The organism is Variovorax sp. 350MFTsu5.1 (genome assembly GCF_048302515.1).
Taxonomy (GTDB): Bacteria; Pseudomonadota; Gammaproteobacteria; order Burkholderiales; family Burkholderiaceae_C; genus Variovorax; species Variovorax guangxiensis.
This window is the reverse complement of record NZ_CP157620.1, coordinates 4605803-4629824: the sequence shown is the minus strand read 5'-3', so window position 1 is coordinate 4629824 and position 24022 is coordinate 4605803. Positions and strand designations below refer to the sequence as shown.

The 24022-nt window shown below is 68.9% G+C and carries 24 protein-coding genes; 13 read left to right on the top strand and 11 right to left on the bottom strand.

Features of this window, described 5'->3' with window-relative positions:
• The first annotated feature begins 107 nt into the window (after positions 1–107).
• The 4 genes from ABL843_RS21155 (at position 108) to ABL843_RS21140 (ending at position 5164) form a co-directional block, all read left to right on the top strand.
• Positions 108–1517, top strand: a complete 1410-nt coding sequence (locus tag ABL843_RS21155; protein ID WP_418117172.1) for an amidase — start codon at positions 108–110, stop codon at positions 1515–1517.
• Positions 1518–1559: 42 nt separating this feature from the next.
• A complete protein-coding gene (locus ABL843_RS21150) occupies positions 1560–2531 on the top strand; it encodes a tripartite tricarboxylate transporter substrate-binding protein (RefSeq protein WP_126024843.1) in 972 nt (323 codons plus the stop codon).
• Between the two features lie 6 nt (positions 2532–2537).
• Positions 2538–4001: an MFS transporter gene (locus ABL843_RS21145; protein ID WP_418117171.1), complete on the top strand. Its 1464-nt coding sequence runs from the start codon at positions 2538–2540 to the stop codon at positions 3999–4001.
• Between the two features lie 113 nt (positions 4002–4114).
• Positions 4115–5164 (top strand): RNA methyltransferase, encoded by a 1050-nt coding sequence (locus ABL843_RS21140; RefSeq protein ID WP_418117170.1) that lies wholly within the window; start codon positions 4115–4117, stop codon positions 5162–5164.
• Here the strand turns inward: ABL843_RS21140 and ABL843_RS21135 are convergent.
• From ABL843_RS21135 to ABL843_RS21125, 3 genes are all read right to left on the bottom strand, one after another.
• Positions 5157–5909, bottom strand: a complete 753-nt coding sequence (locus ABL843_RS21135; protein WP_418117169.1) for an alpha/beta fold hydrolase — start codon at positions 5907–5909, stop codon at positions 5157–5159. The genes ABL843_RS21140 and ABL843_RS21135 overlap by 8 nt on opposite strands.
• A gap of 208 nt (positions 5910–6117) precedes the next feature.
• Complete coding sequence (locus ABL843_RS21130) at positions 6118–6687, bottom strand: DUF1569 domain-containing protein (protein WP_418117168.1); 570 nt, start codon at positions 6685–6687, stop codon at positions 6118–6120.
• A gap of 82 nt (positions 6688–6769) precedes the next feature.
• Entirely contained in the window at positions 6770–7315 is a 546-nt protein-coding gene (locus tag ABL843_RS21125; protein WP_184641425.1) for a MarR family winged helix-turn-helix transcriptional regulator, read from the bottom strand.
• 326 nt (positions 7316–7641) lie between these two features.
• On the opposite strand from ABL843_RS21125, the gene ABL843_RS21120 reads away from it, so the two are divergent.
• From ABL843_RS21120 to ABL843_RS21090, 7 genes are all read left to right on the top strand, one after another.
• Positions 7642–8607: a LysR substrate-binding domain-containing protein gene (locus ABL843_RS21120; protein WP_418117167.1), complete on the top strand. Its 966-nt coding sequence runs from the start codon at positions 7642–7644 to the stop codon at positions 8605–8607.
• A 193-nt stretch (positions 8608–8800) separates the two neighbouring features.
• The gene (locus tag ABL843_RS21115; RefSeq protein WP_369661514.1) at positions 8801–9211 is read left to right on the top strand and encodes a type II secretion system protein; all 411 of its coding nucleotides are present in this window, start codon (positions 8801–8803) and stop codon (positions 9209–9211) included.
• Positions 9212–9243: 32 nt separating this feature from the next.
• Complete coding sequence (locus ABL843_RS21110; protein ID WP_418117165.1) at positions 9244–9921, top strand: hypothetical protein; 678 nt, start codon at positions 9244–9246, stop codon at positions 9919–9921.
• Entirely contained in the window at positions 9918–10460 is a 543-nt protein-coding gene (locus ABL843_RS21105) for a GTP-binding protein (protein WP_418117164.1), read from the top strand. The genes ABL843_RS21110 and ABL843_RS21105 overlap by 4 nt, the downstream gene beginning before the upstream one ends.
• Positions 10457–10852: a roadblock/LC7 domain-containing protein gene (locus ABL843_RS21100; protein WP_418117163.1), complete on the top strand. Its 396-nt coding sequence runs from the start codon at positions 10457–10459 to the stop codon at positions 10850–10852. Before ABL843_RS21105 ends, ABL843_RS21100 begins: the two co-directional genes overlap by 4 nt.
• Positions 10853–10949: 97 nt before the next feature.
• Positions 10950–11309, top strand: a complete 360-nt coding sequence (locus tag ABL843_RS21095; RefSeq protein ID WP_418117162.1) for a hypothetical protein — start codon at positions 10950–10952, stop codon at positions 11307–11309.
• Positions 11310–11330: 21 nt separating this feature from the next.
• Positions 11331–12263, top strand: coding sequence for a LysR family transcriptional regulator (locus ABL843_RS21090; protein WP_418117161.1), 933 nt, complete (start codon positions 11331–11333; stop codon positions 12261–12263).
• 12 nt (positions 12264–12275) lie between these two features.
• On the opposite strand, the gene ABL843_RS21085 is transcribed toward ABL843_RS21090, so the two are convergent.
• From ABL843_RS21085 to gnd, 5 genes are all read right to left on the bottom strand, one after another.
• Entirely contained in the window at positions 12276–13712 is a 1437-nt protein-coding gene (locus tag ABL843_RS21085; RefSeq protein ID WP_418120499.1) for an efflux transporter outer membrane subunit, read from the bottom strand.
• Positions 13713–13756: 44 nt separating this feature from the next.
• The gene (locus ABL843_RS21080) at positions 13757–15016 is read right to left on the bottom strand and encodes an efflux RND transporter periplasmic adaptor subunit (protein ID WP_369661523.1); all 1260 of its coding nucleotides are present in this window, start codon (positions 15014–15016) and stop codon (positions 13757–13759) included.
• Between the two features lie 95 nt (positions 15017–15111).
• Complete coding sequence (locus ABL843_RS21075) at positions 15112–18342, bottom strand: efflux RND transporter permease subunit (protein WP_418117159.1); 3231 nt, start codon at positions 18340–18342, stop codon at positions 15112–15114.
• A gap of 187 nt (positions 18343–18529) precedes the next feature.
• A complete protein-coding gene (locus ABL843_RS21070) occupies positions 18530–19081 on the bottom strand; it encodes a GNAT family N-acetyltransferase (protein WP_184641416.1) in 552 nt (183 codons plus the stop codon).
• A 15-nt stretch (positions 19082–19096) separates the two neighbouring features.
• Positions 19097–20521 carry a decarboxylating NADP(+)-dependent phosphogluconate dehydrogenase gene (gene gnd / locus ABL843_RS21065; protein WP_418117158.1) on the bottom strand — a complete coding sequence of 475 codons (1425 nt, stop codon included), beginning with the start codon at positions 20519–20521 and terminating at the stop codon, positions 19097–19099.
• Positions 20522–20681: 160 nt separating this feature from the next.
• Here gnd and ABL843_RS21060 point away from each other — a divergent pair, with 160 nt between their 5' ends.
• Together ABL843_RS21060 and ABL843_RS21055 are read left to right on the top strand one after the other, a co-directional pair.
• Entirely contained in the window at positions 20682–21650 is a 969-nt protein-coding gene (locus ABL843_RS21060) for a helix-turn-helix domain-containing protein (protein WP_418117157.1), read from the top strand.
• A 100-nt stretch (positions 21651–21750) separates the two neighbouring features.
• Positions 21751–22479: an alpha/beta fold hydrolase gene (locus tag ABL843_RS21055; protein ID WP_418117156.1), complete on the top strand. Its 729-nt coding sequence runs from the start codon at positions 21751–21753 to the stop codon at positions 22477–22479.
• A 10-nt stretch (positions 22480–22489) separates the two neighbouring features.
• On the opposite strand, the gene ABL843_RS21050 is transcribed toward ABL843_RS21055, so the two are convergent.
• From ABL843_RS21050 to ABL843_RS21040, 3 genes are all read right to left on the bottom strand, one after another.
• Entirely contained in the window at positions 22490–23110 is a 621-nt protein-coding gene (locus ABL843_RS21050) for a 3'-5' exonuclease (protein ID WP_418117154.1), read from the bottom strand.
• A complete protein-coding gene (locus ABL843_RS21045) occupies positions 23107–23550 on the bottom strand; it encodes a TfoX/Sxy family protein (RefSeq protein ID WP_418117153.1) in 444 nt (147 codons plus the stop codon). Before ABL843_RS21045 ends, ABL843_RS21050 begins: the two co-directional genes overlap by 4 nt.
• 61 nt (positions 23551–23611) lie before the next feature.
• The gene (locus ABL843_RS21040; protein WP_418117152.1) at positions 23612–24001 is read right to left on the bottom strand and encodes a VOC family protein; all 390 of its coding nucleotides are present in this window, start codon (positions 23999–24001) and stop codon (positions 23612–23614) included.
• Positions 24002–24022: the final 21 nt, after the last annotated feature.

Sequence of the window (24022 nt, the reverse complement as noted above, 5' to 3'; positions counted from 1 at the left end):
TGGTCATATGCCTTTTCGAGAAAACAGTATTGGACTGGCTTTGGGGGCGCATCAATCATTTGCGCATGCAAAAGTATCCCCGTCTTCCGAAGTCCGAGATCTGCGAAATGTCTGCCGTGACACTGCGCTCCCTCGTCGCGCAACGCAAGCTCTCGCCGGTGGAGATCGTCGCCGAGGTGCTGCGCCGCGCCGATGCGGTGCAGCCGCTGCTGAACTGCTTCGTCACCCTATGCCACGAGCAGGCCATGGAAGAGGCCAGGAAGGCGGAGGCGGCCCTGATGAAGGGCGAGGCGCAGGGCCTGCTGCACGGCCTGCCCTTCACGGCGAAGGACATCGTCGACACCGCGGACGTCAGGACCACCTACGGCTCGGTGCTGCACCGCGACCACGTTCCTTCGCAGGACGCGCTGGCCGTGGCGCGCATTCGCCAGGCCGGCGGCATCCTGATCGGCAAGACCACCTCGTCCGAGTTCGGTGCCAAGTGCATGACCGATGCGCCCCTCTTCGGCAGCACCCGCAACGCATGGGACGCCACGCGCACCAGCGGCGGCTCCAGTGGAGGCGCGGCCGCCTCCATGGCGGCGGGCGTCGCGCCCCTGGCCATCGCCACCGACGGCGGCGGCTCCACCCGCATTCCCGCCGCCTGCAACGGCGTTGTGGGCCTGAAGCAGAGCCTGGGCGTGGTTCCGCACAGCCAGGTGCAGGACGCCTTCGGCAACTACACCTACGTGACGCCCACCACGCGCGACGTGGCCGACACCGCGCTCATGCTGCAGGCCATGACCGGCGCGCACGGCTGCGACCCGTGGTCGCTGGGCGTGCCCGCGCAGCCTTACTTCGACGCGCTGCGGCCCGCCTCCGACCTGCGCGGAAAGCGCGTCCTGTACCGTGCGACGCTGGAAGGGCGCCCGGTTTCCGCCGACGTCGCCGCCGCCTTCGAGGCCGCGCTCGCCACGCTGCGCTCGATGGGGGCGCAACTGGAGGAGATGCCCGACGAGGGCTATGACGTCGAGCCGGTGTGGCGCGTGATCAACCACACCAGCTGGCGCGGCCGCTTCGCTCCGCTGGCCGAGGCGCACGGCGAGAAGCTCAGCCCCTCGCTGCTGCAGCAGCTCGCGCTGGCGCAGCACGTCGACGGCGTCGCCTTCCAGCAGGCCATGTTCGCCAGGACCGCGCTCTTTCGCCGGGTGCAGGCCCAACTGGAGACGCACGACTTCATCTTCACGCCGACCCTTTCGCGCACGGCGCTGCCTATCGACCAGGACCTGTTCGGAAGCATCGAGATCGACGGCCAGTCCTATGCCGACCTGAGGCCGAACTGGTTCCCGTGGACGATGCCTTTCAACCTCACGGGCCATCCCGCCATCAGCCTGCCCTGCGGCGCCGGACGCGACGGCCTGCCCATCGGCATGCAGCTGGTCGGCCGCTTCCGCGAAGACCAGCAGCTGCTGCAGGCCGCGGCCGGCTTCGAGGCCGCGCACAGGCCGGCGAACGCATTGCCCGTGCTGGCCTTCTGAGCCGGCCCTCCACCCGTTCCCAACTCCGCAGGTACTCCCACCATGGCCTCGTTCCTCAAGACACTTCTGCTGGGCGCCTCGATCGCCCTGGCCGGCGCGGCCGCGCATGCCGACAGCGCCACGCCGATCCGGCTGATCATCGGCTTTCCGCCGGGCGGCGCGCTCGACAGCCTCGCGCGTTCGCTGGCCGAGGACCTGCGCACCACGCTGAAGGAGCCCGTGCTGGTGGAGAACCGTCCCGGCGCTTCCACCCGCATCTCCATCGAGGCGGTGAAGGCTGCGAAGCCCGACGGCCGAACCATCCTGCTCGGGGCCACGCCGCCGTTCGTGCTCTTTCCGATGACCTACGCGCGGCTGAACTACGACGTCGACAAGGACTTCGTTCCCCTCGCGCACCTGGCGAACGTGCCCAGCGTGATCTCCGCGGGCGCGAACCAGCCGTTCAAAACGCTCGCGGAATACGTCGCATGGGTGCGCAAGAACCCTTCCGGCGGCAGCGTCGGCCTCACCAACCTCGGCGGCGGCCTGCACTTCAGCCTGCTTCAGTTGTCGAAGGCCATCGGCGTGCCGCTCACGCCCGTCACCTACCGGGGCGGCGCGCCGCTGGCCACCGACATCGTCGGCGACCACGTGCCGCTGGGTGCCGACGCGCTGGCCAGCCAGCTCGAACTGCATCGCGCGGGCAAGCTGCGCATCCTGGGCGTGGCGGGCACGAAACGGCTGAGCTGGCTGCCCGATGTTCCGACGATCAAGGAGTCGGGCTACGACGCCTTCGACCGCGCCAATGCCGCCTACGCCGCGTTCGTGCCTGCCGGCACGCCGAAGGACGTGGTCGCGAAGCTGGAGTCGGCCTTTCTCTCCGCAATGCGCAGCCCGCAGGTGCGCGGGCAGGTCGACCGCATGGGCCTCGAGCCCACGGGGCTGCCCGGCGCGGAAGTGAAGCGGATCATGGCCTCGGACCGCGCGTACTGGCGCCCCATCGTCGAGGCCTCGGGCTTCAAGAGCGAAGACTGAACGCAAGTGACTACCGGCAGTGTGGGCAGCGAGGGTGCGGACGACAGGGCTGGCTGGGCGGTGCTCGCAGCCGCCAGCGCCGGGGCGTTGCTGTGCTTTCTCAACCTCAGCGCGCTCAACGTCGCGCTGCCGGCAGTGGCGCGCAGCCTGCATGCTTCGCCCACGCAGGCGAGCTGGATCCTGCTGTCGTACATGCTGGTCAGCACCGTCTGCATCCTCAGCTTCGGGCGGCTGGCAGACCTGTGGGGGCGGCGCAGGCTCTTCCTCGCGGGGCTGTGCCTATTCGTGGCCGCCTGCGCGGCATGCGCCTTCGCGCCCGACGCCGGGCTGATGCTGGCGGCACGCATCTGCCAGGCGGTGGGCGCGGCCGGCGTCATGGCCAATGCCAGCGCGCTGGTGAGTGATGCCTTCGGCCGCCGCAGGATGGGGCTGGCGCTCGGCGTGCTCGCCATGGTCGCGGCGCTGGCGCAGGTCGTGGGCCCGCTGGCCGGCGGCTTCGTCGTGTCGTGGTGGGGCTGGCGTGTGCTCTTCATGCTCAACGTGCCGCTGGGGCTGTGCGTGCTGGCCCTGTCGTGGAAGGTGCTGCCAGTGGGCGCAGCCGTGCGGTCCGAGCGCTTCGACCTTGCGGGCGCGGCGCTTTCCTTCGTCGGCATCGGATGCGTGACCTACGCGCTCTCGATGGCGGGCACGCGCGGCTGGACGAGCACGCCGGTGTGGGCGTTCATGTTCACGGGGCTTGGCGCCATTGCGCTGTTCTGCAGGGTCCAGGTGCGCGCATCGAGCCCGCTGGTCGATCCCTCGCTGTTCGGTGACCCGGCGCGCCGCAGCGCCTACGCGGGCATCCTGCTGCTGTCGATGGCGCAGGCCGCGCCGCTGGTGCTGGTGGCGCTGTATCTGCAGGCCTGCGCGGGGCTGGAGCCCTCGCAGGCGGGCCTGCGGGTGGCCCCGGTCGCATTCGGCATGCTGATGGCCGCACCCGTGGCGGGCATGCTGATCCGGCGCTTCAGTCCCGAGGCGGTGTGCGTGGGCGGCATGCTGCTCGCGGCAGGCGCGCTGGCGATGCTGGCCACGCTGCTGCGGCCGGAGATCGGCGCGGTGCCGCTGTCGCTGTGCTTCTGGGGGCTGGGCCTCGGCATCGGCAGCTTCGTGACGCCGAACAACGCGTCGATCCTGCAGACAGTGACGCCGCAGCGCAGGGGCATCGCCAACGGCGTGCGCTCGACACTGCAGAACACCGGAATCATGGTGGGCACCGCGCTGGCGCTCAGCGTGGCGCTGGCGCGGCTTTCGCCAGGCTCGCAGCGCAGCGTTCTAGGCAACGCAGGCGCGGGGCTTTCCGGCCTCGACGTGGCCATCTTCACCCGCGGCACCAGCGCCGCGCTGGCCCTGCTCGCGGTGCTGTGCCTTGCGGGCTCGGCCATGATCGCCAGCAGCCGCCGCCGGGCCATGAGGCTGCAGTCGCAGGGCTGAGGCGGCCGGCGCCGTGCACAATCCGGGGCTTGTCGACCATCCTCCCGTGCGTTCGGCGCTGCTGCAAAAAGGGCAGCCGGCAGGCACGGGAAGCTTCCAGCCCCAGAGGGCGCATGCGAATCCACGAACTGAAAGAGCGGCTGCGAAAAGCCGGAGCCGGCCCCAGCCATGAGCAGCGCATCCTGCGGCTGTGGTCCCACGCCCTGCCCAGGAACAGCGGCAGGCGCCTGCCCGCGAGCTTCTTTCCCGCGCCGTTGATGGAGGCACTGCCAGCCATCGAAGCCGAGCTTGCGGGGCTGGCGCGCGTGGTCGCGGCGCATCCGGGCGCCGATGGTTCCGAGCGGCTGCTGGTCGCGCTCGCCGACGGCCAGACCGTCGAAAGCGTGCTGCTGCCGCGCGACGGCCTCTGCGTGTCGTCGCAGGTGGGCTGCGCCGTCGGCTGCCAGTTCTGCATGACGGGCCGCGACGGCCTGCTGCGGCAGGTGGGAAGCGCCGAGATCATTGCCCAGGTCGCGCTCGCGCGCATGCGCAGGCCGGTGCGCAAGGTGGTCTTCATGGGCATGGGCGAGCCCGCGCACAACATGGACAACGTGCTGGAGGCCATCGAGCTGCTCGGCACCGTGGGCAATGTCGGCCACAAGAACCTCGTGTTCTCCACCGTGGGCGATCCGCGCGTGTTCGAGAGACTGGCCGGGGAGCGCGTCAGGCCCGCGCTGGCGCTCTCTCTGCACACCACCAAGGCCGGGCTGCGCAGGAAGCTGCTTCCGCGCGCGCCCAACATGACGCCGGAAGAACTGGTCGCCGCGGGCGAACGCTACGCGCGGGCCACCGGCTACCCCATCCAGTACCAGTGGACGCTGCTGGAAGGCGTCAACGATGGGCAGGACGAGATCGACGGCATCGTCCGGCTGCTCTCGGGTAAGTGGGGCGTGCTGAACATGATTCCGTTCAACGCGGTGGATGGCGTCGACTTCAACCGACCGTCCTGGGAACGCTGCGAGCAGATTGCCCGCACGCTGCACGAGCGCGGCATCCTGACGAAGCTGCGGCAGTCGGCGGGGCAGGACATCGACGGCGGGTGCGGCCAGCTGAGGGCGCGTGCCGCCGAAGTGGCCGAAGTGGCCGTACCGATCCGCAGGATCGAAGAGCTGCGCGTCAGCTGAAGGAAGCCATCCAGTCCCAGACTTGCGCGGGCGCCTCGACCATCACGTTGTGCCCATACGGCCCGAGGTCGCGCGCTTCGGCGTCGAGCGAGCGGGTCTGCTCCAGCGTCACCATCGCATCGTTGCCTCCGCGCGCGAGATGAACGGGGCAGCGCGCGAGCGCCATCAGCTCCGATAGCGGCGGCTTGCCCACCGCGTTGGCGCGCGGGTCCATCGCAAGGCGCCAGCCGCCGTCGCCGTGCGCGATGCCTCGCGCTGACACCGATGCCGGCGCACCGGCAACCGCGGCGAGGCCCGACACCTTCAGGTAACGCTCGCGCGCTTCCTCTTCGGTGGCGAACAGCTTCGCGGGCTGCAGCGCCAGCGAGTCCATGCGGCGCACTTCCTCGTCGCTCCAAGCGATCTTGATGCCGGCCGCGAAGACGCGATGCGGCAGGAGGCCGAACCAGTCCGTGGCGAGCGCGAGGCCGATCACGCCGCCCAGCGAATGCCCGAGCACCACGAGGCGCCCTTCTGGCTGCAGATGCGGCAGCACGGCGCGCGCGACGCTCGCCGCGTGCTGGCCGATGGCGTAGGAGTCCTGCGTGCCGGAGCCGCCATGGCCGGGCAGGTCGAGTGCGAACCAGCGGCCTTTCCAGCGGGTGCCGGCATCGGCGCACAGGGGCGACCACACGGCGCCCGTCGCGCCCATTCCGTGCAGCAAGAGAAGCAGGTCCGCGCCTTCGCCGCCTTGTTCCGTGTACATGTCCGCCGTCTCCTTCGGTTCTTCGATGGCCGAAGAATACCTGCCGGTGCATGCATGACCGTGCACTGTCGAGCCAGCCGCCACCCCCGCCGCCGCCGCCTCGACGAGGCCGACGAGCAGGACGTCACCGGCAACGGCGAGATCCGCAACGAAGAGGTTGTCGCCGGAACGCGAACCCGCATCGGGCGCGAAGCCCTCGAAGCGCGCGTCAGCCGGCGTCCACCAACTCCCAGTGATTCGCCAGGTGCATGAGATGCGCCCGGGTGTACTCCGACTTGCTCAGCGCCCCGTAGGCGAAGTGCGGCGCGAGCGCGTTGCCGTGGCGTTCGAAGCGGCCCAGCGCGCTCATCAGGTGCTCCACCGCGGCATCGAGCGGCTGGCCTGACGCGATCGCCGGTGCGCCGGGAATGGGCTCTTCGAGCCCGTGGCTCATTCGGCCGCGCGCCGAGAACACCGCGAATGCCATGCTGCCCAGCGAGCCGCGGAACCACGCGGGTTTGAGCTGGGGGAAGCCGTCGAGCGAGTATTCGACGCTCTGCGCGCTGTGGTGCAGCACCTGCGCCAGGTCCCAGCCCGAGCGGGTGCGCAGCGGTGCGGTGCGCAAGCGTTCGAGGGTGCGCATGGCGCTGGGCAGATTGGAGAAGTCGTCCATGGCGATGGGCTGGTCGGAGTGGGTGAGAACGTAGCCGGCGCCTGTGGCTGCAGCGCCGGCCAGCAGCGCGCCGCCGGTCAGCAGGGCGCGCCGGACGGAGCGGTTGTCTTTGGTGTCGGTGTTCATGTGGTGCCGGATGGTAGGCACCGTTCGGCGCCGGAACTGTCAAATTTCCGACGATTTCCTGGCGATCGCGCTTCGGGCCTGCTCAGGCGCTGCGGCCCGGCCACCTGTGGCGCGTGCCGCCCGAGCGCCGGTCCGCCTTTTCCGGCACCGTGCCCAGCGCGCTCAGTTCCTTGCCGCGCAGCTCGAGCCGGCGCAGGCACGTGAGGAAGACGTCGAGATGCTCTTCGTCGATGGCTTCGAGCAGGTCCATGTTCAGGCGCGCGATCCTCGGAAAGACCGAATCGCACAGTTCGCGGCCCGCCGCGCTCAGCCGCACGTGCACCTCGCGGCCGTCCTCGGCGTCGCGCCGGCGTTCCACCAGCTTCTTCTCCGCAAGGCTGCGCAGGCCGCGCGAGGTGCGCACGCGGTCGAGGTGCAGGCGCTCGGCGAAGGCGGAGGAGGTGATCTCGCCGATCTGCGCAAGCATGCCGATCATTCCCCACTCGCGGTGCGTGATGCCGAAGCCTCCTTCGACGAGGCGCGTCGCCATGCCGCTGCCCGGACGAATGGCCCGGGAGAGGCGGTACAGGAGCAGGTCGTCCAGGCAGCGCGGCGAGCGCAGCGCCTGGGCATCGGTGAAAACTTGCATGGGCGATCCGAAGTCGAGGTCATCCGCCGGCCAACCGACCTCGACGGTGGGTGATGGATTAGATCAATCGTCTGTCGATATTTATAAACAGCCGGGCAATGAATATTGCCGCAATGTCATTGAGATTCGCGGCATTTTTCCATAGGGCGTCCGCCAATTGCGGAAAGTCAGCCGGTGCTCAGTATTGGCCGCCGCGCTTTTGCGCGGGTTCGGCATATCGCACCGCTATTCGGGCTGAATTGATCTCGATTTGAATATCGATTGATAGCAATAGCGAAATTGATAGAAGCAGGCTTTTTGCAGCAGTCATCCAGGAAAGGAATCTCTTGCTCGATCTGAACGAAGTCGCCATGTTTGTCCAGGTGGCGCGCCTGGGCAGCTTCGCGGAGGCCGCGCGGCACCTGCGCATGCCCTCGGCCACAGTGAGCCGGCGCATCCAGCAGCTCGAGACGCGGCTGGGCACCCGCCTGATGCAGCGCTCCACCCGCAAGCTCACGCTGACGAGCGCGGGCCAGACCTTCCACGAGCGCTGCGGCCCTGCGGTGGAAGAACTGATAGAGGCCGGGCAGTCGCACGTGGCGGGCAACAAGGAGCCCAGTGGCGCGATCCGGGTGGCGGCTTCGGCCAGCTTCTTCGAGTACTTCGACATGGGCTGGGTGTCGGCCTTCCTGGCCGCGCACCCGGCGGTGCAGATCGACTTCGTCCTCAGCGACCTGCAGGCCGACCTCATCGCCGATCGAATCGACGTCGCGTTCCACATCGGGGCTCTCGAGGATTCGAGTTACGTGGCGCGCCGCATCTTCACGAGCTACGGAGGCCTCCTTGCCAGCCCGGCCTATCTTGCGGCGAACGGCGCGCCTCGCGATCTGCGCGAATTGAGCGAGCACGAATGCGTTACCCAGCCGCCAGCGACGGGCAGCTTCGCCACATGGCGGCTGAAAGGCCCCGACGACTGCGAAGAAGACGTGCGGGTTCGGGGGCGCTTCAGCAGCAACACGCACGTAGCGCTGCGCGAGGCCGCCTGCGCCGGGCTGGGCATCGTCGCCCTGCCGGCGATCCTGACCTCGTCCGAAGTGGCGGCGGGCCGGCTGGTGCCGGTGCTGCCTCAATACGTGCGGGCAGGACGCGGCATGAGCGTGGTCTACCCGAGTCGCCAGCAGCGACCGCTTGCGGTCACGGCGTTCGTGAACATGGCGGTTGAAAAGCTCAGCCTGCAGGAGTGGATGCCTCCTCCAGCCGAGACGAGTGAACGCCGGCTGGAGCCGCATCTCGATTCGTCGGTCTGCCGCTGAATACCGGCGCCCAAACGGGTGTTGCTCATATCTGCTGATTGCAGATGCACCACATGCGGGCAATCTGCCTTAATTTGGTGCAATTGATTCGGCCAGATCGTGCGGATTGCATCGAAAGCTGATCGGCTGAAACTCATTTTGTGTGCTAGCGCAGCACAACAGATTCCGTAAACAATTGTCACGAATCCTTTTGATGGACATGCAATTCGGCATGTCTGCATTGCGAGCGCACGAAAAAACTCATTCATTTTCATCATTTCCGCATAGGGAAATGGATGCTTCAGGTTACAGCAAGGGGAACGGGTTGAATAAAAGGTCGACGGGTGCAGAAAACCAACAGGCAGAACAACGGCTTTCGCGCGTCACCAGGGGGTTCACGCTGATCGAATCGGCGGTCCTTCTGGCTTGTTTGGCCGTTGCCGCATCCGCCTTGCTGCCCCGCTGCAAGAGCGAGCTGGTGAGCGGACGACCCCTTGGTGGTCCGGACGGCTTCGTGGCGGCCCACATCGGCATGCAACGCTTTCAACAGGCGGCCGCCGGCGCGCTGGACCGCATCTTTGCGCCGTGCCTCCAAGGCTGGCGCGACACGGCCTCGACGAACTGACCAGGCATGGTCGCGGCGCAGGGGACACATCCATGCTGAGGCTCGGCATCCACAAACTGCCCATGGCAGAGGCGGTCCTGATCCGCACGATCATGAGGCTCTCTGCGGGCCAGCCCGGCTTCGCCTGGCAGCTGGTCGACGCGCCGCCTTACGACGCGCTGCTGGTCGACGGCTCTTCTGCGGAGCATGAATATCCCGGGCTGGCCGGCAGCATGGCCGCCGCCGTGCTCAGGCTCACCAGCATGAACGCGGGGTGGCAGCCCGGCACCATGGAGCGGCCGATCCGTGCCGACAGGCTGCAGCAGTGGCTGCGCAGCATCGAGCACGCGCTGCGCGAGGCGCAGCCCGGCGGCCTCACGCTGCACGAGCAGACAGCGCTGGAAGTCGAGGTGTCCGACGCGGAGCATTTCATGCTGCGCCGCTGGCCGCCGGCCATGCTGCTGCGCAACGACCTCGACAACATCCGCATGGCGAGCCTGCTGTCGCGGCGCGCACTGAACGCGACCGAGCTGGCCGACCTCAGCCAGCTGCCTTTCTCCCAGTGCGTGGCCTTCCTGCACGAGCTGCGCAAGGCAGGCGTGCTGGAGCTGCGTGTGGCCCAAGCGCTGCCGCCGGCCATATCCCGCAGCGACAGATCGCTGCGCGGCGGCGATCTCGCGCGCAGCTTCATCGAACGCATCCGCCGCCGGCTGGGCCTGCGCGCGCCATGAGGGAGCACAAGATCCTCGTCACGGGCTCCGTGGGCGCTGGCAAGACGACGGCCATCGGCCTCGTGAGCGAGGTCGCGCCGGTCGTGACCGACGTGCGCAATTCCGACGCGTCCATCGACAAGGCCCGCACCACGGTCGGGCTGGACTACGGCCAGCTCACGCTGGACAACGGCGACATCGTTCGCCTGTTCGGTACGCCCGGTCAGGCCCGTTTCGACTTTCTCTGGAAGATCCTCGCGAGGAACGCGCTGGGCCTGATCGTGCTGATGGACAACTCGCGGCCCGATCCGCTGGCCGACCTGTGCGTGTACCTGGACGGATTCGCCGAGCATCTGCGGACACTGCCCTGCGTCGTGGGCGTGGGGCGGATGCAGTCCCACGCCGTGCCCACCCTCGACGACTATGCCGACCGGCTCGCATCCACCGGCCGGGTGTTTCCCGTTCTCGATGTGGACGTGCGCCGCAGGAGCGATGTGCTTGTGCTGATCGACACGCTGCTCATGCAACTCGAAGCCGACATGCGGGGAGACGAAGAGTGAGCACCAGACACGGCCTGTCCAGGACTGCCACGGCGCACGCGCAGCGCGAAGCGCGCAAGCTGGTCGAAGAGCTGAGCGGCGTGACGGCGGTGGTGGTCGCCACCGCGGACGGCTTCGACGTGGCCTCCGCGTCCGCCGGCGACGCAGACCCGGCGCGCGTGGCCGCCATGGGCAGCTCCATCGTGGCGATCGGCGACGTGGTGTCGCAGGAGGCCCGCCTCGGCCGCCGCGAGAGCGTGATGGTGCTCACCGACTCGGGCTTCGCGGTGTTCCACAGCGTGCATCGCCGCGATGCCGACCTCGTGATCAACGTGCTGGCGCGAGACAGCGCCGTTCCCGCGATGGTGGCGTACCGCGCCGCCCAGCTCGCCAAGGCACTCGCCGAGGTGTGACGACCGATTTCCTCGCGCGCGTCTGCGTGGCGCGCGGGTCTCTTCCCGTACGCAGCGACCCCCTCACTCGACTTCAACGACTTTTCCGGAGAAAAACTTGGCTTCCATCAAGCACACGCTCGAAGACATCCTCACCATCGACGGGGCCATGTGCGCTGCCGTCGTCGACGCCGGCAGCGGCATGATCCTCGGCAGCGTGGGTTCGGGCGTGGACATGGAGATCGCCGCGGCGGGCAACACGGAGGTGGTGCGGGCCAAGCTCAAGACCATGCGCGCGCTGGGCCTGAGCGACGTGATCGAGGACATGCTCATCACCCTCGGCAGGCAGTACCACATCCTTCGGCCCTCGTCGGTGAAGGAGGGACTCTTCCTCTACGTGGTGCTCGACAAGCAGCGCGCCAACCTCGCACTCGCGCGCCGCAAGACGCAGGAAGTCGACAAGCTGATGGACTTCTGAGAAAGCCGCAGGCAGTCTCCGGTGCTGGATCTCAATGAAGTCGCCATGTTCGTGCAGGTGGCGCGGCTGGGCAGTTTTGCCGAAGCCGCGCGGCACCTGCGCATGCCTTCCGCCACCCTGAGCCGGCGGGTGCGGCAGCTGGAGGCGCACCTGGGCACCCGCCTGCTGCAGCGTTCGACCCGCAAGCTGGCGCTGACCAGCGGCGGGCAGGATTTTCTCGAGCGATGCCTGCCCGCGGTCGACGAGCTCATGGCCGCCGGGCAACTGCAGCTCGCGGGCAGCCAGGAGCCGAGCGGGGCGGTGCGGGTGGCCGCGCCCAGCAATTTCTTCGACTTCTTCCCGATGGAGTGGGTGTCCGGCTTCCTCGCCGCGAATCCGCGCGTACGGATCGACTTCGTCCTGAGCGACGCGGCGGCCGACCTCGTCGCCGAGCGCATCGACGTCGCCTTTCGCGGCGGCCCGCTGCGGGATGCGGGTAGCGCGACGCGCAGGATATTCGCCAGCTACGGTGGCCTTTTCGCAAGCCCGGGCTACGTGGCCGCGCACGGCCAGCCTGCCAGCCTGCATGAGCTGGGCGAACACCACTGCGTGACGCCGCCGCCCGACGCGGGTAGCTACGCCACCTGGCGCCTGCTGGACGCCGACGGCGCGGAGCAGGACGTGCGCGTGCGGGGCCGCTTCGTCAGCAACATGCAGGACGTTCTGCGCAAGGCCGCGTGCGCGGGGCTGGGCATTGCCGCGCTGCCGTCGATCCTGGTGGCGTCCGACGTCGCCGCCGGCCGGCTGGTGCCGGTGCTGCCGCATTACAGGCGGGCGGGGCGTGGCCTGAGCGTGATCTACGCCAGCCGCCACCACATTCCGCATGCGGTGTCGGCCTTCGTCGAGATGGCGATGGAGAAGCTTGCCGCCAGCCAGGACTGGGGTTCGGCTTCCGTGGGGGCTCCTGCCGGCTGAGCCGCGCGTCGATCAGCCGGCCTTGGCGGTCCGATCGAGGGCGGGGCAGCTCGACGGCGCGCCTGCCGTGTCGGCGCCGCACCAGTCGCCACCGAGCGCCTTCACCAGGAACACCGATGTCAGCAGCCGCTGCCCCTGCAACTGCGCGGCCTGCCGCTCCACCGTCAGCAGCGACTGCTGCGCGGTGATCACGTCGAGGTACGTCGATGCGCCGCCCTCGTAGCGGCTGGTCGCCATGTCGAGCACGCGCCGTGCAGCCGTCACGGCCGACTGCGCCTGCGTGGTGGCGCTGTCGAGCGCCGAGAGACCGGTGATGCCGTCTTCCACCTCCTGCATCGCCGTGAGCACGGTGCGGCGGTAGTTGCCGACGGTGACGTCGTAGCCGGCCTTGGCGAAGTCGACGTTCGCGCGGATGCGCCCGCCGTCGAACAGCACCTGCGTGGCCGACACGCCCACCGACCACAGCAGGCTGGGGCCGTTGAAGAGCGTCTCGATCAGGCGGCTGTCCACGCCCACGGTGGGCGAGATGACGAAGCTGGGATAGAAGGCGGCCGTGGCCACGCCGATCTGCGCATTGGCCGCGGCCATCGCGCGTTCGGCCGAAGCCACGTCGGGCCGGCGCTGGAGGATTTCGGAGGGCACGCCCAGCGGCACCGCGGGCGGCTTGATTTCGCGCAGGTCCACCGGCAGCGAGAAGTTGGGCGCGGGCGTGCCGGTGAGCGTGGCCAGCGCGTGTTCGTACTGGGCGCGCTGCTTCTTCAGCACGTCGACTTGCGTGAGCGTGGTTTCCAGCAGCGCCTGCTGCTGCGCCACATCGAGGCCCGATACCGCGCCCAGGTCGTGGCGCGCCGTCACCAGTTCCAGCGCGCGGCGCTGCAGGCCGATGGAGCGCGAGAGCACGTCGAGCTCGATGTCGGTGGAGCGCAGGTTGAAGTAGTTGCTGGCGAGTTCGGCGCTCAGCAGCAGCCTGGTGTTGGCGAGGTCGGCAGCCGATTGCTCGGCGGAGGCAGCCGCGCCCTCGACGGTACGCTGCACGCGGCCCGCAAGGTCGAGTTCGTAGCTGGCGTTCAGCGAAACGGCGAAGTCGTTCTGCACCGTCGACGAATTGGCGGTGGCGTAGTTGGTGAGCGGCCGGTTGGCCGAGATCTTCAGGCGCGAGGCGCGCGCGCCCAGGCCGAGCTGCGGATAGCGGCTGGCCGAAGTGGCGGCCAGCGTGGCGCGTGCCTGCGCCAGCCGCGCGTTGGCGATGGCCAGCGTGGGGCTGCCGGCCAGGGCCTGCGCCTGCAGCGTGTCGAGCGTGGCGTCGTCGAAACGCTTCCACCACGGGCCCTTGTCGGCGCTGTCGCTGGGCGTGCTCACGCGCCACGGCTCCTCGAGCTTCCAGCTCACGGGCAGGGGTGTGTCGGGCGTCTTGTAGTCGGGGCCGACGGCGCAGCCGGCTGCGAGCATGAGCAGTGCGGCGCAGGCGGCCGCGCAGGGCAGTCGCGCCAGCGTCACGCCGGCTCCTTCTTCGCCCCGGCAGGCGCCGCCTTGGCAGGAGGCTGATCGGGCGCGACAGCCACGATGTCGCCTTCGGCCAGCGAGTCGGAGGGGTTCAGCACCATGCGGTCGGTGCCTTGGAGCCCGTCGATCACTTCCACGTTCTCGCCGTAGTTGCGCCCCAGCGTCACAGCGCGCAGGCCGACGCGGCCCTGTGCATCGACCACCGCGATGCGCGTGCCCTCGGCGCGGAACAGCAGCGCGTTCGCCGGCACGGTGAGCGTGCGGCTCGCGGCCAGCGGCAGCGATACCTGCACATAGGCGCCCGGCAGCAGCGCGCCGTCCTTGTTGGGCAGCGAGACCTCGACCTGCATCATCCGCGTGGTCGTGTCGATAGCGCCCGAGGTTCGCGCCACTTCGCCCTTGAAGGCCTGGCCGCGCAGCTCGGCCTGCGTCACCACCACCGGCTGGCCGGCCTTCACCAGCTGCGCGTAGGCCTGCGGCACGTTGACATACACCCGCAGCGGATCGGTCTGCGCCAGCATGAAGAGCGCGCGCCCGGCGCCGCCGCCCGCGCCGGCGTCGATCAGGTCGCCAACGTCGACGTTGCGCCGCGTGATCACGCCCGCGAACGGCGCCACCACGCGCTTGAAGCCCTCGGTCTGCTTGAGGCGCTGCACGTTGGCATCGGCCGCTGCCACGTTGGAGGTGGCCTGCGCGACGGCGCTGCGGCGCTCGTCCAGGTCCTGCTGCGAAACCACGTCCTTCTTGCGCAGCGCTTCCCAGCGATCTGCCGTGCTGCGCGCCAGTTCCAGCCCCGAGGCGGCCTGCGCGCGGGCGGCGACGGCCTGCGAGAGCTGCTGGTCGATCTCGGGCGTCTCGATCTCGGCGAGCAGCTCGCCCTTTTCGACGCGGCTGCCGATGTCCCTGGTCCAGCGCTTGAGGTAGCCGCTGGCGCGCGCCGAGATGGGCGACTGCACGAAGCCCTGCAGCGTGCCGGGCAAAGAGAGCGTCTGGCCCGCGGTGGGCATGCGGGGCAGGGCGGTCTGCACGTACTGCTTCGCGCGCTCGGCGGTGCCGGCCTCCAGCGCGCGGGCGTTGGCGATGCGCACGAACACGGTGCGCGCCGCGCCCAGCGCCAGCAGCACCAGCACGATCAGCACCAGCCAGCGCGTGCGCCGCACGATCTGCCGGCGGCGCAGCAGCTGCTCGCCATCGCCTTCCTCGACGGCGATGGGGTGGATGGCCAATGCCGAATGGCGTTGCTCCGTCATGACCAGCTCGGCGCCGGGCCGCTCCCAAGGCGAGCTGCGGCCCCCTCGGGGGGCAGCGAATACACGAAGTGAATGAGCGTGGGGGTCATCAGGTTTCAGTTCTCCTGGGGGGCGACCGTGCCCGCTGGCGGTTGTTGCTGTTGCTGCTGCGCGGCCTCGCGCGCCGCCCGGCGGTGCGCAAGCCGACTGTGCACTCCCGCGAACACGGCGGGCACGAAAAACAATGTCGACACCGTGGCGAAGACCAGGCCGCCGATCACCGCGCGGCCAAGCGGCGCGTTCTGCTCGGCGCCTTCGCCCAGGCCCAGCGCCATCGGGATCATGCCGATGATCATCGCCAGCGCCGTCATCAGCACCGGCCGGATGCGGGTGGCACCCGCTTCCAGCGCGGCCGACAGCGGCGGAATGCCGGCGGCCAGCCGCTCGCGCGCGAAGGACACCAGCAGGATGGAGTTGGCCGTGGCCACGCCCATGGTCATGATCGCGCCCGTCAGCGCGGGCACGCTCAGCGTGGTGCCGGTGATGAACAGCATCCACGCGATGCCCGCGAGCGCGGCCGGCAGGGCGGTGATGATGATGGCCGCGTCCAGCCACGACTGGAAGGTGACCACGATCAGCAGGTACACCAGCACGATGGCCATCGCCAGCCCCACGCCCAGGCCGATGAAGGACGACTGCATCGTCTGCACCTGCCCGCGGATCTCGACGCGGCTGCCGCGCGGCAGCGTGGGCCGCATTTCGTCGACCAGCTTCTGCACCTTCGAGGCCACGCTGGCGAGGTCGGTGCCCTGCACGCTCACGTAGACGTCGATCACCGGCGCGATGTTGTAGCGCGACATCACGGCCGGCTGGCGCGCGGCCTGCGCGTCGACCAGGTTGCCCAGCAGCTGCTGCGAACCGCCCGCCGCCGGCGTGCCGCTGGCGCCCACCGGGATGTTCAGCAGCGAATCCAGCGAGTCGACCACGTACTGCGGCGACTGCACCGCGATGCTGTAGACCACGCCGTTGGCCGGGTTCAGCCAGAAGGCGGGCGCCGTCTGCGAGCTGCCCGACAGTGCGATGAGCACGTTCTGCCCCACGTTGGCGGCGGTCAGGCCGTATTGCTGCAGCCGGGTGCGGTCCATCTGCAGGCTCAGCGCGGGGCCGTCCAGGCGCTGGTGCACGTGGGCGTCGACCGCGCCGGGGATCTGGCGGATCGCCTTGGTCAGCTCGGCCGCGCGCGCCGCGTTGCCCGCCATGTCGTTGCCGCTGAACTGCACGTCGATGGCCGCGGGCAGGCCGAAGTTCAGGATCTGCGTGACGATGTCCGCCGGCTGGAAGAAGAACTCGATGCCCGGAAAGCGCTTGGGCAGCTCCGCGCGCAGCAGCGACACGAACTGCTCGGTGGGCTTGTGGCCTTCCTTCAGCGACAGCAGCAGCTCGCCGTCGAAGGTGCCGATGGTGCCGGCGTTGCTGTACGAGAGGTTGATACCGCTGTTGGGCACGCCCAGGTTGTCGAGGATGGTCTCCAGCTGGTCGGGTGGCACCAGCTCGCGGATGGCGGCCTCTACGCGGTCGGTGAGGCGCGCGGTTTCCTCGATGCGCGTGCCGGTGGGCGCGCGCAGGTGCAGGCGGATCTGGCCGGCATCCACCGTCGGGAAGAAGTCGCGACCCAGCGCGGGGTAGAGCAGGCACGACAGCAGGCAGAAGCCCAGGAAGAGGCCGATGAAGCCGGCACGCTTGGAAAGCACCGCCGACAGCACCAGCGTGTAGGCGCGGCGCACGCGCTCGAAGCGGCGGTCGAAGGCGCGGTACAGGCGCTGCAGGGCGCTCTGCCTGGCGCCTTCTACCTGTTGAGCGGCTGGCGCCGAATGCGAACCACCCATCAGCAGCATCACCAGCGTCGGCACCAGCGTGCGCGACAGCAGGTAGGACGCGATCATGGCGAACACCACCGCTTCGGCCAGCGGCACGAACAGGAAGCGCGCCACGCCCGAGAGGAAGAACATCGGCACGAACACGATGCAGATGCACAGCGTGGACACGAAGGCCGCCGAGCCGATCTCGCCCGCGCCGATCTCGATGGCTTCCTTCAACGGCGTGCCCATGTGCAGGTGCCGCTCGATGTTCTCGATGGTCACGATCGCCTGGTCGACCAGGATGCCCACCGACAGCGCGAGGCCGCCCAGCGTCATGAGGTTGAGCGTTTCGCCCAGCGCGTAGAGCACCAGGATCGAGGCCAGGATCGACAGCGGAATGGTCAGCCCGATGATCAGCGTGCTGCGCCAGTTGCCCAGGAAGATCAGCACCATCGCGGCCGTGAGCGCGGCCGCCAGGATGGCCTCGAACACCACGCCCTTGACGGCGGCCTTCACGAATACCGACTGGTCGAACAGCGGCGTGATCTTGATGTCCTCCGGCATCGTCTGGGCGGCGATGGGCAGCATCGCGCGGATGTTCGACACGATGTCCAGCGTGGAGGCGCCGCCGTTCTTCAGCACCGACAGCAGCACGCCGCGCACGCCGTCCTGGCGCACCACGTTGGTCTGCGGCGAGAAGCCGTCGCGCACGTAGGCCACGTCGCGCAGGTAGGTGGTGGCGCCGTTCACCGTGCGGATCGGCAGGTCGTTCAGGCCCGCGATGGCATCGGGCGAGCCGTTCATCCTCACGTTGTATTCGGTAGCGCCGAACTTGGCCGTGCCCGAGGGAAGGATCAGGTTCTGCGTGTTCACCGCGTTCACCACGTCGGCCGGCGAGAGGCCGCGCGCCTGCAGCGCCTGGGTGTCGAGGTCGACCGAGATCAGCCGGTTCTTGCCGCCGTAGGGAAAGGGAATGGCCGCGCCCGGCACGGTGATGAGCTGCGGCCGCAGCTGGTTGACGGTGGCGTCGAAGAGTGAGTTTTCAGAGCGCGTGGGGCTCGACAGAGCCAGCTGGATCACCGGCACGCTGGAGGCCGAGTACTTGATGACCAGCGGCGGCGTGATGCCCGGCGGCAGCTGCCGCACCTGCGCCTGCATCGAGGCCACCACCTGCGAGATCGCCATCTCGATGTTGGCCGTGGGCTGGAAGAACACCTTGATGATGGCCACGCCCGCCAGCGACTGCGATTCGATGTGCTCGATGTCGCTCACCGTGGTGGTCAGCCCGCGCTCCACCTGGCCCGAGATGCGCTGGCCCATCTCCTGGGCCGGCAGGCCGGTGTAGTTCCAGATGATGCTGACCACCGGGATGTTGATTTCCGGGAAGATGTCGGTCGCCATGCGCGCCAGCACGAAGGGCGTGGCCAGCACGATCAGCATCGCCATGACGATGAATGTGTACGGACGACGCAATGCGAGCTGGACCATGGCGAAGGCTCTCTGCTTCCGGCGGAAAAAGGTTTTGCATCATAAGGAAGTGGATTTGGGTTTGCAGGCGCCCGCGAACGAGTGTGGCGCTTTACCAAAAGGCCACGTGCGGGCGTGCGGCAGCAGGCCGGGGCCGGGCGCCCAGGGCGAAGGAAGGGGGAAGGTTCGGCCGCCGGCCGGCCGAAGCTCAGGCGGCCGGGTCCAGCGCGAGCCGCAGCCGCGTCACGTTCGGGTTGCCCGGATCGCGCTGCACGCTGAAGCCCAGCTTGCGCGCCAGCGCCAGCATGGCGGTGTTGTCGTAGAGGGTGATGTCGGCCAGCTGCCTCACGCCGGCCGCCCTGGCGGCGTCGATCAGCTTGCGCATGAGCTTGGACGCCAGGCCGCGGTGCTGCCAGGCGTCGGCGATGACGATGGCGAACTCGGCGACCTGCGCCGTCTCCGGCGTCTCGCCCCGCACGTAGCGCGCCACGCCCATCTGCTGCTCGGCGCCGTCGGCCATGGTGGTCGCGATGAGCGCCAGCTCCCGGTCGTAGTCGATGTGCGTCATGCGCCACAGCTCGTCGGGCTGCGGCGTTCGCGGCGAGAGCAGGCGCCGGTAGCCGGTTTCCTTCGAGAGGCCGTTCACGAAGGCGGTGTGCATCGCGAGATCTTCGGCGCGGATCGGGCGGATGCGCACCGGGGTGCCGTCGGGCAGTTGCCAGTCCTCGACCAGGTGGCTGGGGTAGTCGAGGGCCGGCATGGGGTCACACGGTGTTCAGCCGATGACTTCAGGCCAGTCGGTGTGGAAGAACTGGCCTTCGGGCTTGTCCACGCGCTCGTAGGTGTGGGCGCCGAAGAAGTCGCGCTGCGCCTGCAGCAGGTTGGCCGGCAGGCGCTCGGTGCGGTAGCTGTCGTAGTAGGCCAGCGAGGCGCTGAAGGCCGGCACCGGGATGCCGTTGCTCACCGCCAGCGCCACCACTTCGCGCCAGTTCTGCTGGGTGCGGTTGAGCAGGTCCTTGAAGAACGGGTCGAGCATCAGGTTGGCCAGCGCCGGGTCGGTGCGGAAGGCGTCGGTGATGCGGTTGAGGAAGCGCGCGCGGATGATGCAGCCGCCGCGCCAGATGGAAGCGATGCCGCCCAGGTCGAGCTTCCATTCCTTCTTGTCGCCCATGGTCTTGATGAGGTCGAAGCCCTGCGTGTAGCTGATGACTTTGGAGGCGTAGAGCGCGTCGTGCACCTTGGCCACCAGCGCCTTCTTCTCCACCGACAGTTCGATCTTCGGCCCCTGCAGCTGCCTGCTGGCGGCCACGCGCGCCTTCTTCTGCGACGAGAGCACGCGCGCTTCCACGGCGGCGTTGATGGTGCTGATGACCACCGCGTTCTCGGCCGCGTTGATCAGCGTCCACTGGCCCGTGCCCTTCTGGCCGGCCTTGTCGAGGATCACGTCGACGATCGGCTTGCCCGTCTCCGGGTCTTTCTGCTCGAGCGCCTTGGCGGTGATCTGGATCAGGTAGCTCTGCAGTTCCCCCTCGTTCCACTCGTTGAAGATGGCGGCCATCTCGTCGGTGCTGAAGCCGGCGGCCTTGAACAGGCTGTAGGCCTCGCAGATGAGCTGCATGTCGCCGTACTCGATGCCGTTGTGCACCATCTTCACGTAGTGGCCCGCGCCGCCGGGGCCGATGTGGATGACGCAGGGTTCGCCGTCCACCTTGGCCGAGATGCTCTCGAAGATCGGCTTCATCACCTCCCAGGTGGAAAGCGGCCCGCCCGGCATGATCGACGGCCCCTTGCGCGCGCCTTCCTCGCCGCCCGACACGCCCGCGCCGATGAAGCGCAGGCCCTTCGATGCGAGGTATGCGTCGCGGCGCTCGGTGTCGGTATAGAGGCTGTTGCCGCCGTCGATGACGATGTCGTCCTTGTCCAGCAGGGGAATGAGCTGCTCGATCACCTGGTCGACCGGCGCGCCGGCCTTGACCATGATCTGGATCTTGCGGGGCTTCGCCAGGCTCTGCACGAACTCTTCCAGCGTCTTCGCGCCGACCAGCTTCTTGCCCGGGTTGGCGGAGATGAAGGCCTCGGTGGTGGCCTCGGTGCGGTTGTAGACGCTGACCTGGAAGCCGCGGCTTTCCACGTTCAGAACGAGGTTCTGGCCCATCACGGCCAGGCCGATCAGTCCGAAGTCGCTTTGCTTGTTGCTCATGGCCTGTGGTGTCCTTCCTTCGTGTATGTGCAGGCGGGGCGGCGCCCCGCGCACCGGTTTGATTCGAGGGCCATTGTGCCGATGTGGCGCCCGGCGGGGCGTCGGAGGCGGTCTAAACCCGATTGGCAAGCGGGTCCGCCTTGGCTATGTTCATTCCCCCATGAGCCACGACGCCATCCACCGCTGGTCCACCGACGCCGTGCCGCCCTCGCAGCGGCTCGACTACTGGGTGGGCGCCGTCTGCGAGGGCTTCCTGGAGATGGACGTGACGAGCCCCAAAGCCGGCAGCTTCGGCGCCACGCTCGAATCGGCGCCGCTGGGCCCCATCGTGGTCAACCAAGTGCGCGGCAGCGCGCAGGACGTCTACCGCACGCGCCGGGCCATCGCCCACAGCCGCAACAACTACTTCTACCTGCTGTGCAAGGCCGATTCGGCCTGGGTGGCGGTGCAGGACGGCCGCTCGGCGCGGCTTCTCCCGGGCGACGCGGTGCTGGTCGATTCGCGCCGGCTCTACGAATTCCACCTGCTGCAGTCGGCCGACACCATCTCGATCGAGCTGCCCACCGCCTGGGTCGATGCCTGGATTCCCGATGCCGGCGACCAGGTGGCGCGGCGCATCGACGGGCAATCGGGCTGGGGCGGCGTGCTCAGCGGCTTCGTTCGGCAGCTGACGCCCGAGCTGGCGGCGAAGCCCCCGATGCCCGCCGAGCTGCTGAGCGACCAGCTCGGCAGCCTGCTGGCCCTGGCCACGGGAAGCGGCGCCGCGGATGCGCCGGACAAGGGCAGGGCGGCGCTGCGCCGCCGCGTGCTCGACGCCACGCGCGAGCGGCACGCCGAGTGCGGGCTCACCGCGGCGAGCGTGGCGCGCGGGCTGGGCATTTCCGAACGCAGCCTGCACCGCTGCCTGGCCGCCGGCGAAGGCAGCGCACAGGAGCCCACAACCTTCGCCGCCGCGCTCGCCGGTTTCCGCATGGCGGCCGCGCGCCGCATGCTGGCCGATGCACGTTTCGACCGTCTGGGCATCGCCCAAATCGGGTATCGCGTGGGCCTGGCCGATGCATCACACTTTGTTCGCCAATGCCGTGCGCACCTGGGCGCCACACCCGGCGAACTGCGGCGCCGGCGCTGAACTGGCGCGAACCGGCCATCCGCGTGGCAGGCATCGGCCATTCGCGGCATCGCCCTGTTCCTAAAGTCCCTCTGCATCGAAACAACGAAAGAGACTTCCCATGTCCGATACCTATGTCCTGGTCCACGGCGCGTGGCATACAGGTGCCGAGATCGAAGCCGTGGCCGACGGCGTGCGCGCGGCCGGCCACACCGTGTACTGCCCCACGCTGGCGGGCAACAACCCCGGCGACGACCGTTCCAGCACCGGCCTCGAAGACGCCATCGCCTCCGCCGTGCGCTACATCGAGGAGAAGGACCTGACGCAGGTGCGCCTCGTGGGCCACAGCTACGGCGGCATGGTGATTTCCGGCGTGGCCGACCGCATCGCCCACCGGCTCAAGCGGCTGGTGTACATCAACGCCTTCGTGCCGCTGGACGGCGAATCGCTCAACGACATGGTGCCGCCGCACTACGTGACGATGTTCGATGCCGTCGCCGCGGCCAACGGCAACGCGGTGACGCTGCCCTTCGAGATCTGGCGCGAGGCCTTCATCAACGACGCCGACCTCGCGACCGCGCAGGCCGCATACGAGAAGCTCAACCCCCATCCGTACCGCACCTTCACGGACAAGATCCGCCTGAGCCAGCCGCTGGCCGCGCTGGTGCTGGGCAAGTCGTACCTGAACTGCCAGCAGGACACCGCGATGCCGCACGGCCTGCCGTGGCACCCGCGCCTGTCGGAGCGGCTCGGCCTGTTCCGCCTGGTGGAGTGCCCGGGCAGCCACGAGATGTTCTTCTCGAACCCGAAGCGGCTCGCCCAGGCCATCATCGAGGCCGGACGCGACTGAGCCCTTCGGATCAGGCGCCGCCGCCGAAGAGCGCGTCGTACACGCGGATCGACGCCCAGGCGTCGTTCGCCGCATAGCGGACCTGCGCCTCGGTGAGCTGCCGGTTGGCCCAGTTCGAGGTGGTCGCCTTGCGCGACTTGACGAAGCGGCGTCCGAACACCAGCGCCACCGCCGCCTTCACGCCCACCGACCTGCGGTAGCCGCGCCGGCGGAACTCGTCGTTGATGTCGAACACGGCCTTCGGCTCGATGTTCAGCCGGTTGCGGATCAGCGTCAGGTCGCCCGACAGGCCGAAGCCGACCTTGCGCAGCTCGGTCGAGGCGATCAGCGCGGCCACCACCGGATTGCACTCGGTGCGGTGCAGCTGGAACAGCCAGGCCGCATCGCGCGTGGCGAACTGCACCACGTGCGGGCCGCCCGACACTTCGTTCTTCGCGAAGGTGGGCTTCGATTCGGTGTCGAAGCCCGCGATGCCGGCCGCCAGCAGCGTGGCGGCGGCGCGCTCGGCCTCCTGCAGCGTGGAGACGACCACGACGTTCGCGGCGGTCAGGGTTTCGAAGGGGTCGAGCAGCGCGATCTGTTCGCGCTCGGGCAGGGGCGGGAGCGCGGGGTTGTTGCGGCGCTCGTTCACCGGGAGGCCGCTTTCGCGGTCGGCTTTTTCTTCTTCACGGAGGCTTTCTTCGCGGCTGTCTTCTTTGCGGCGACCTTCTTTGCGGCCGGCGCTTTCTTCGGTTTCTTCGGCTTCGGCGGCTGGCCCGAGCGCAGTGCCGCCTCGTAGGCGAGCCGCCCCCAGCGGGCAGCCTCCTCGCGGTCCTCGAAGAGGTCCGCCGGGGCGAGCCGGTAGGACATCGGCATCGCCTTGCCCTGGCGCATGTAGGTGAAGGGCTGCAGGTTCAGCCTGTCGAAGTGCGCGGCGCTTTCCGCATCGGACTTGAGGTAGAGCGTTTCGTTTGCGACCAGCGCGATCATGCGACCCTCGTGCCAGACGCCGTGGCCGCCGAACATGCGCCTGGTTTCGATGCGGCCCAGGCGCTCGAAGATCTCGTGCAGGCTTTGGACGAACTCGCTCATCGGCGTGCCTTCGTTCTTCGCTCTGCGGCGCGAGCTTGCCTTGAACGGCCCGGCGCGGCGCTCATGCAGTGATCTCGATGCGGTTGCCGTCCGGGTCGAGCACCACGCTCTCGTAATAGCCGTCGCCGGTGCGGCGCGGGCCGTCGAGCAGCGGATAGCCGTCGGCCTTCAGGCGTTGCGTCAGTTCGTCCACGGCGGCGTCTGAGCCCACGCTGATCGCGAGGTGCGTCCAGCCCATGCGCTGCGCGCCGGGGTCGGCAGGCACGGGCGCGAGCGTGCTGGTGGTCATGGCCTCGATGCGCGCGCCGTCGCCCAGGCTCAGGAAGCAGGAGGCGAAGCCCTTGGCCGGGTTGACGTAGCCCGCGCCCGCGGTGGCGCCGAAGTAGTCGACGTAGAAGCGCTTGCAGCGTTCGAGATCGGTGGTCCAGAGTGCGATGTGGTCGATGCGCATGGGGAAGCGAAGAAGGAAGGA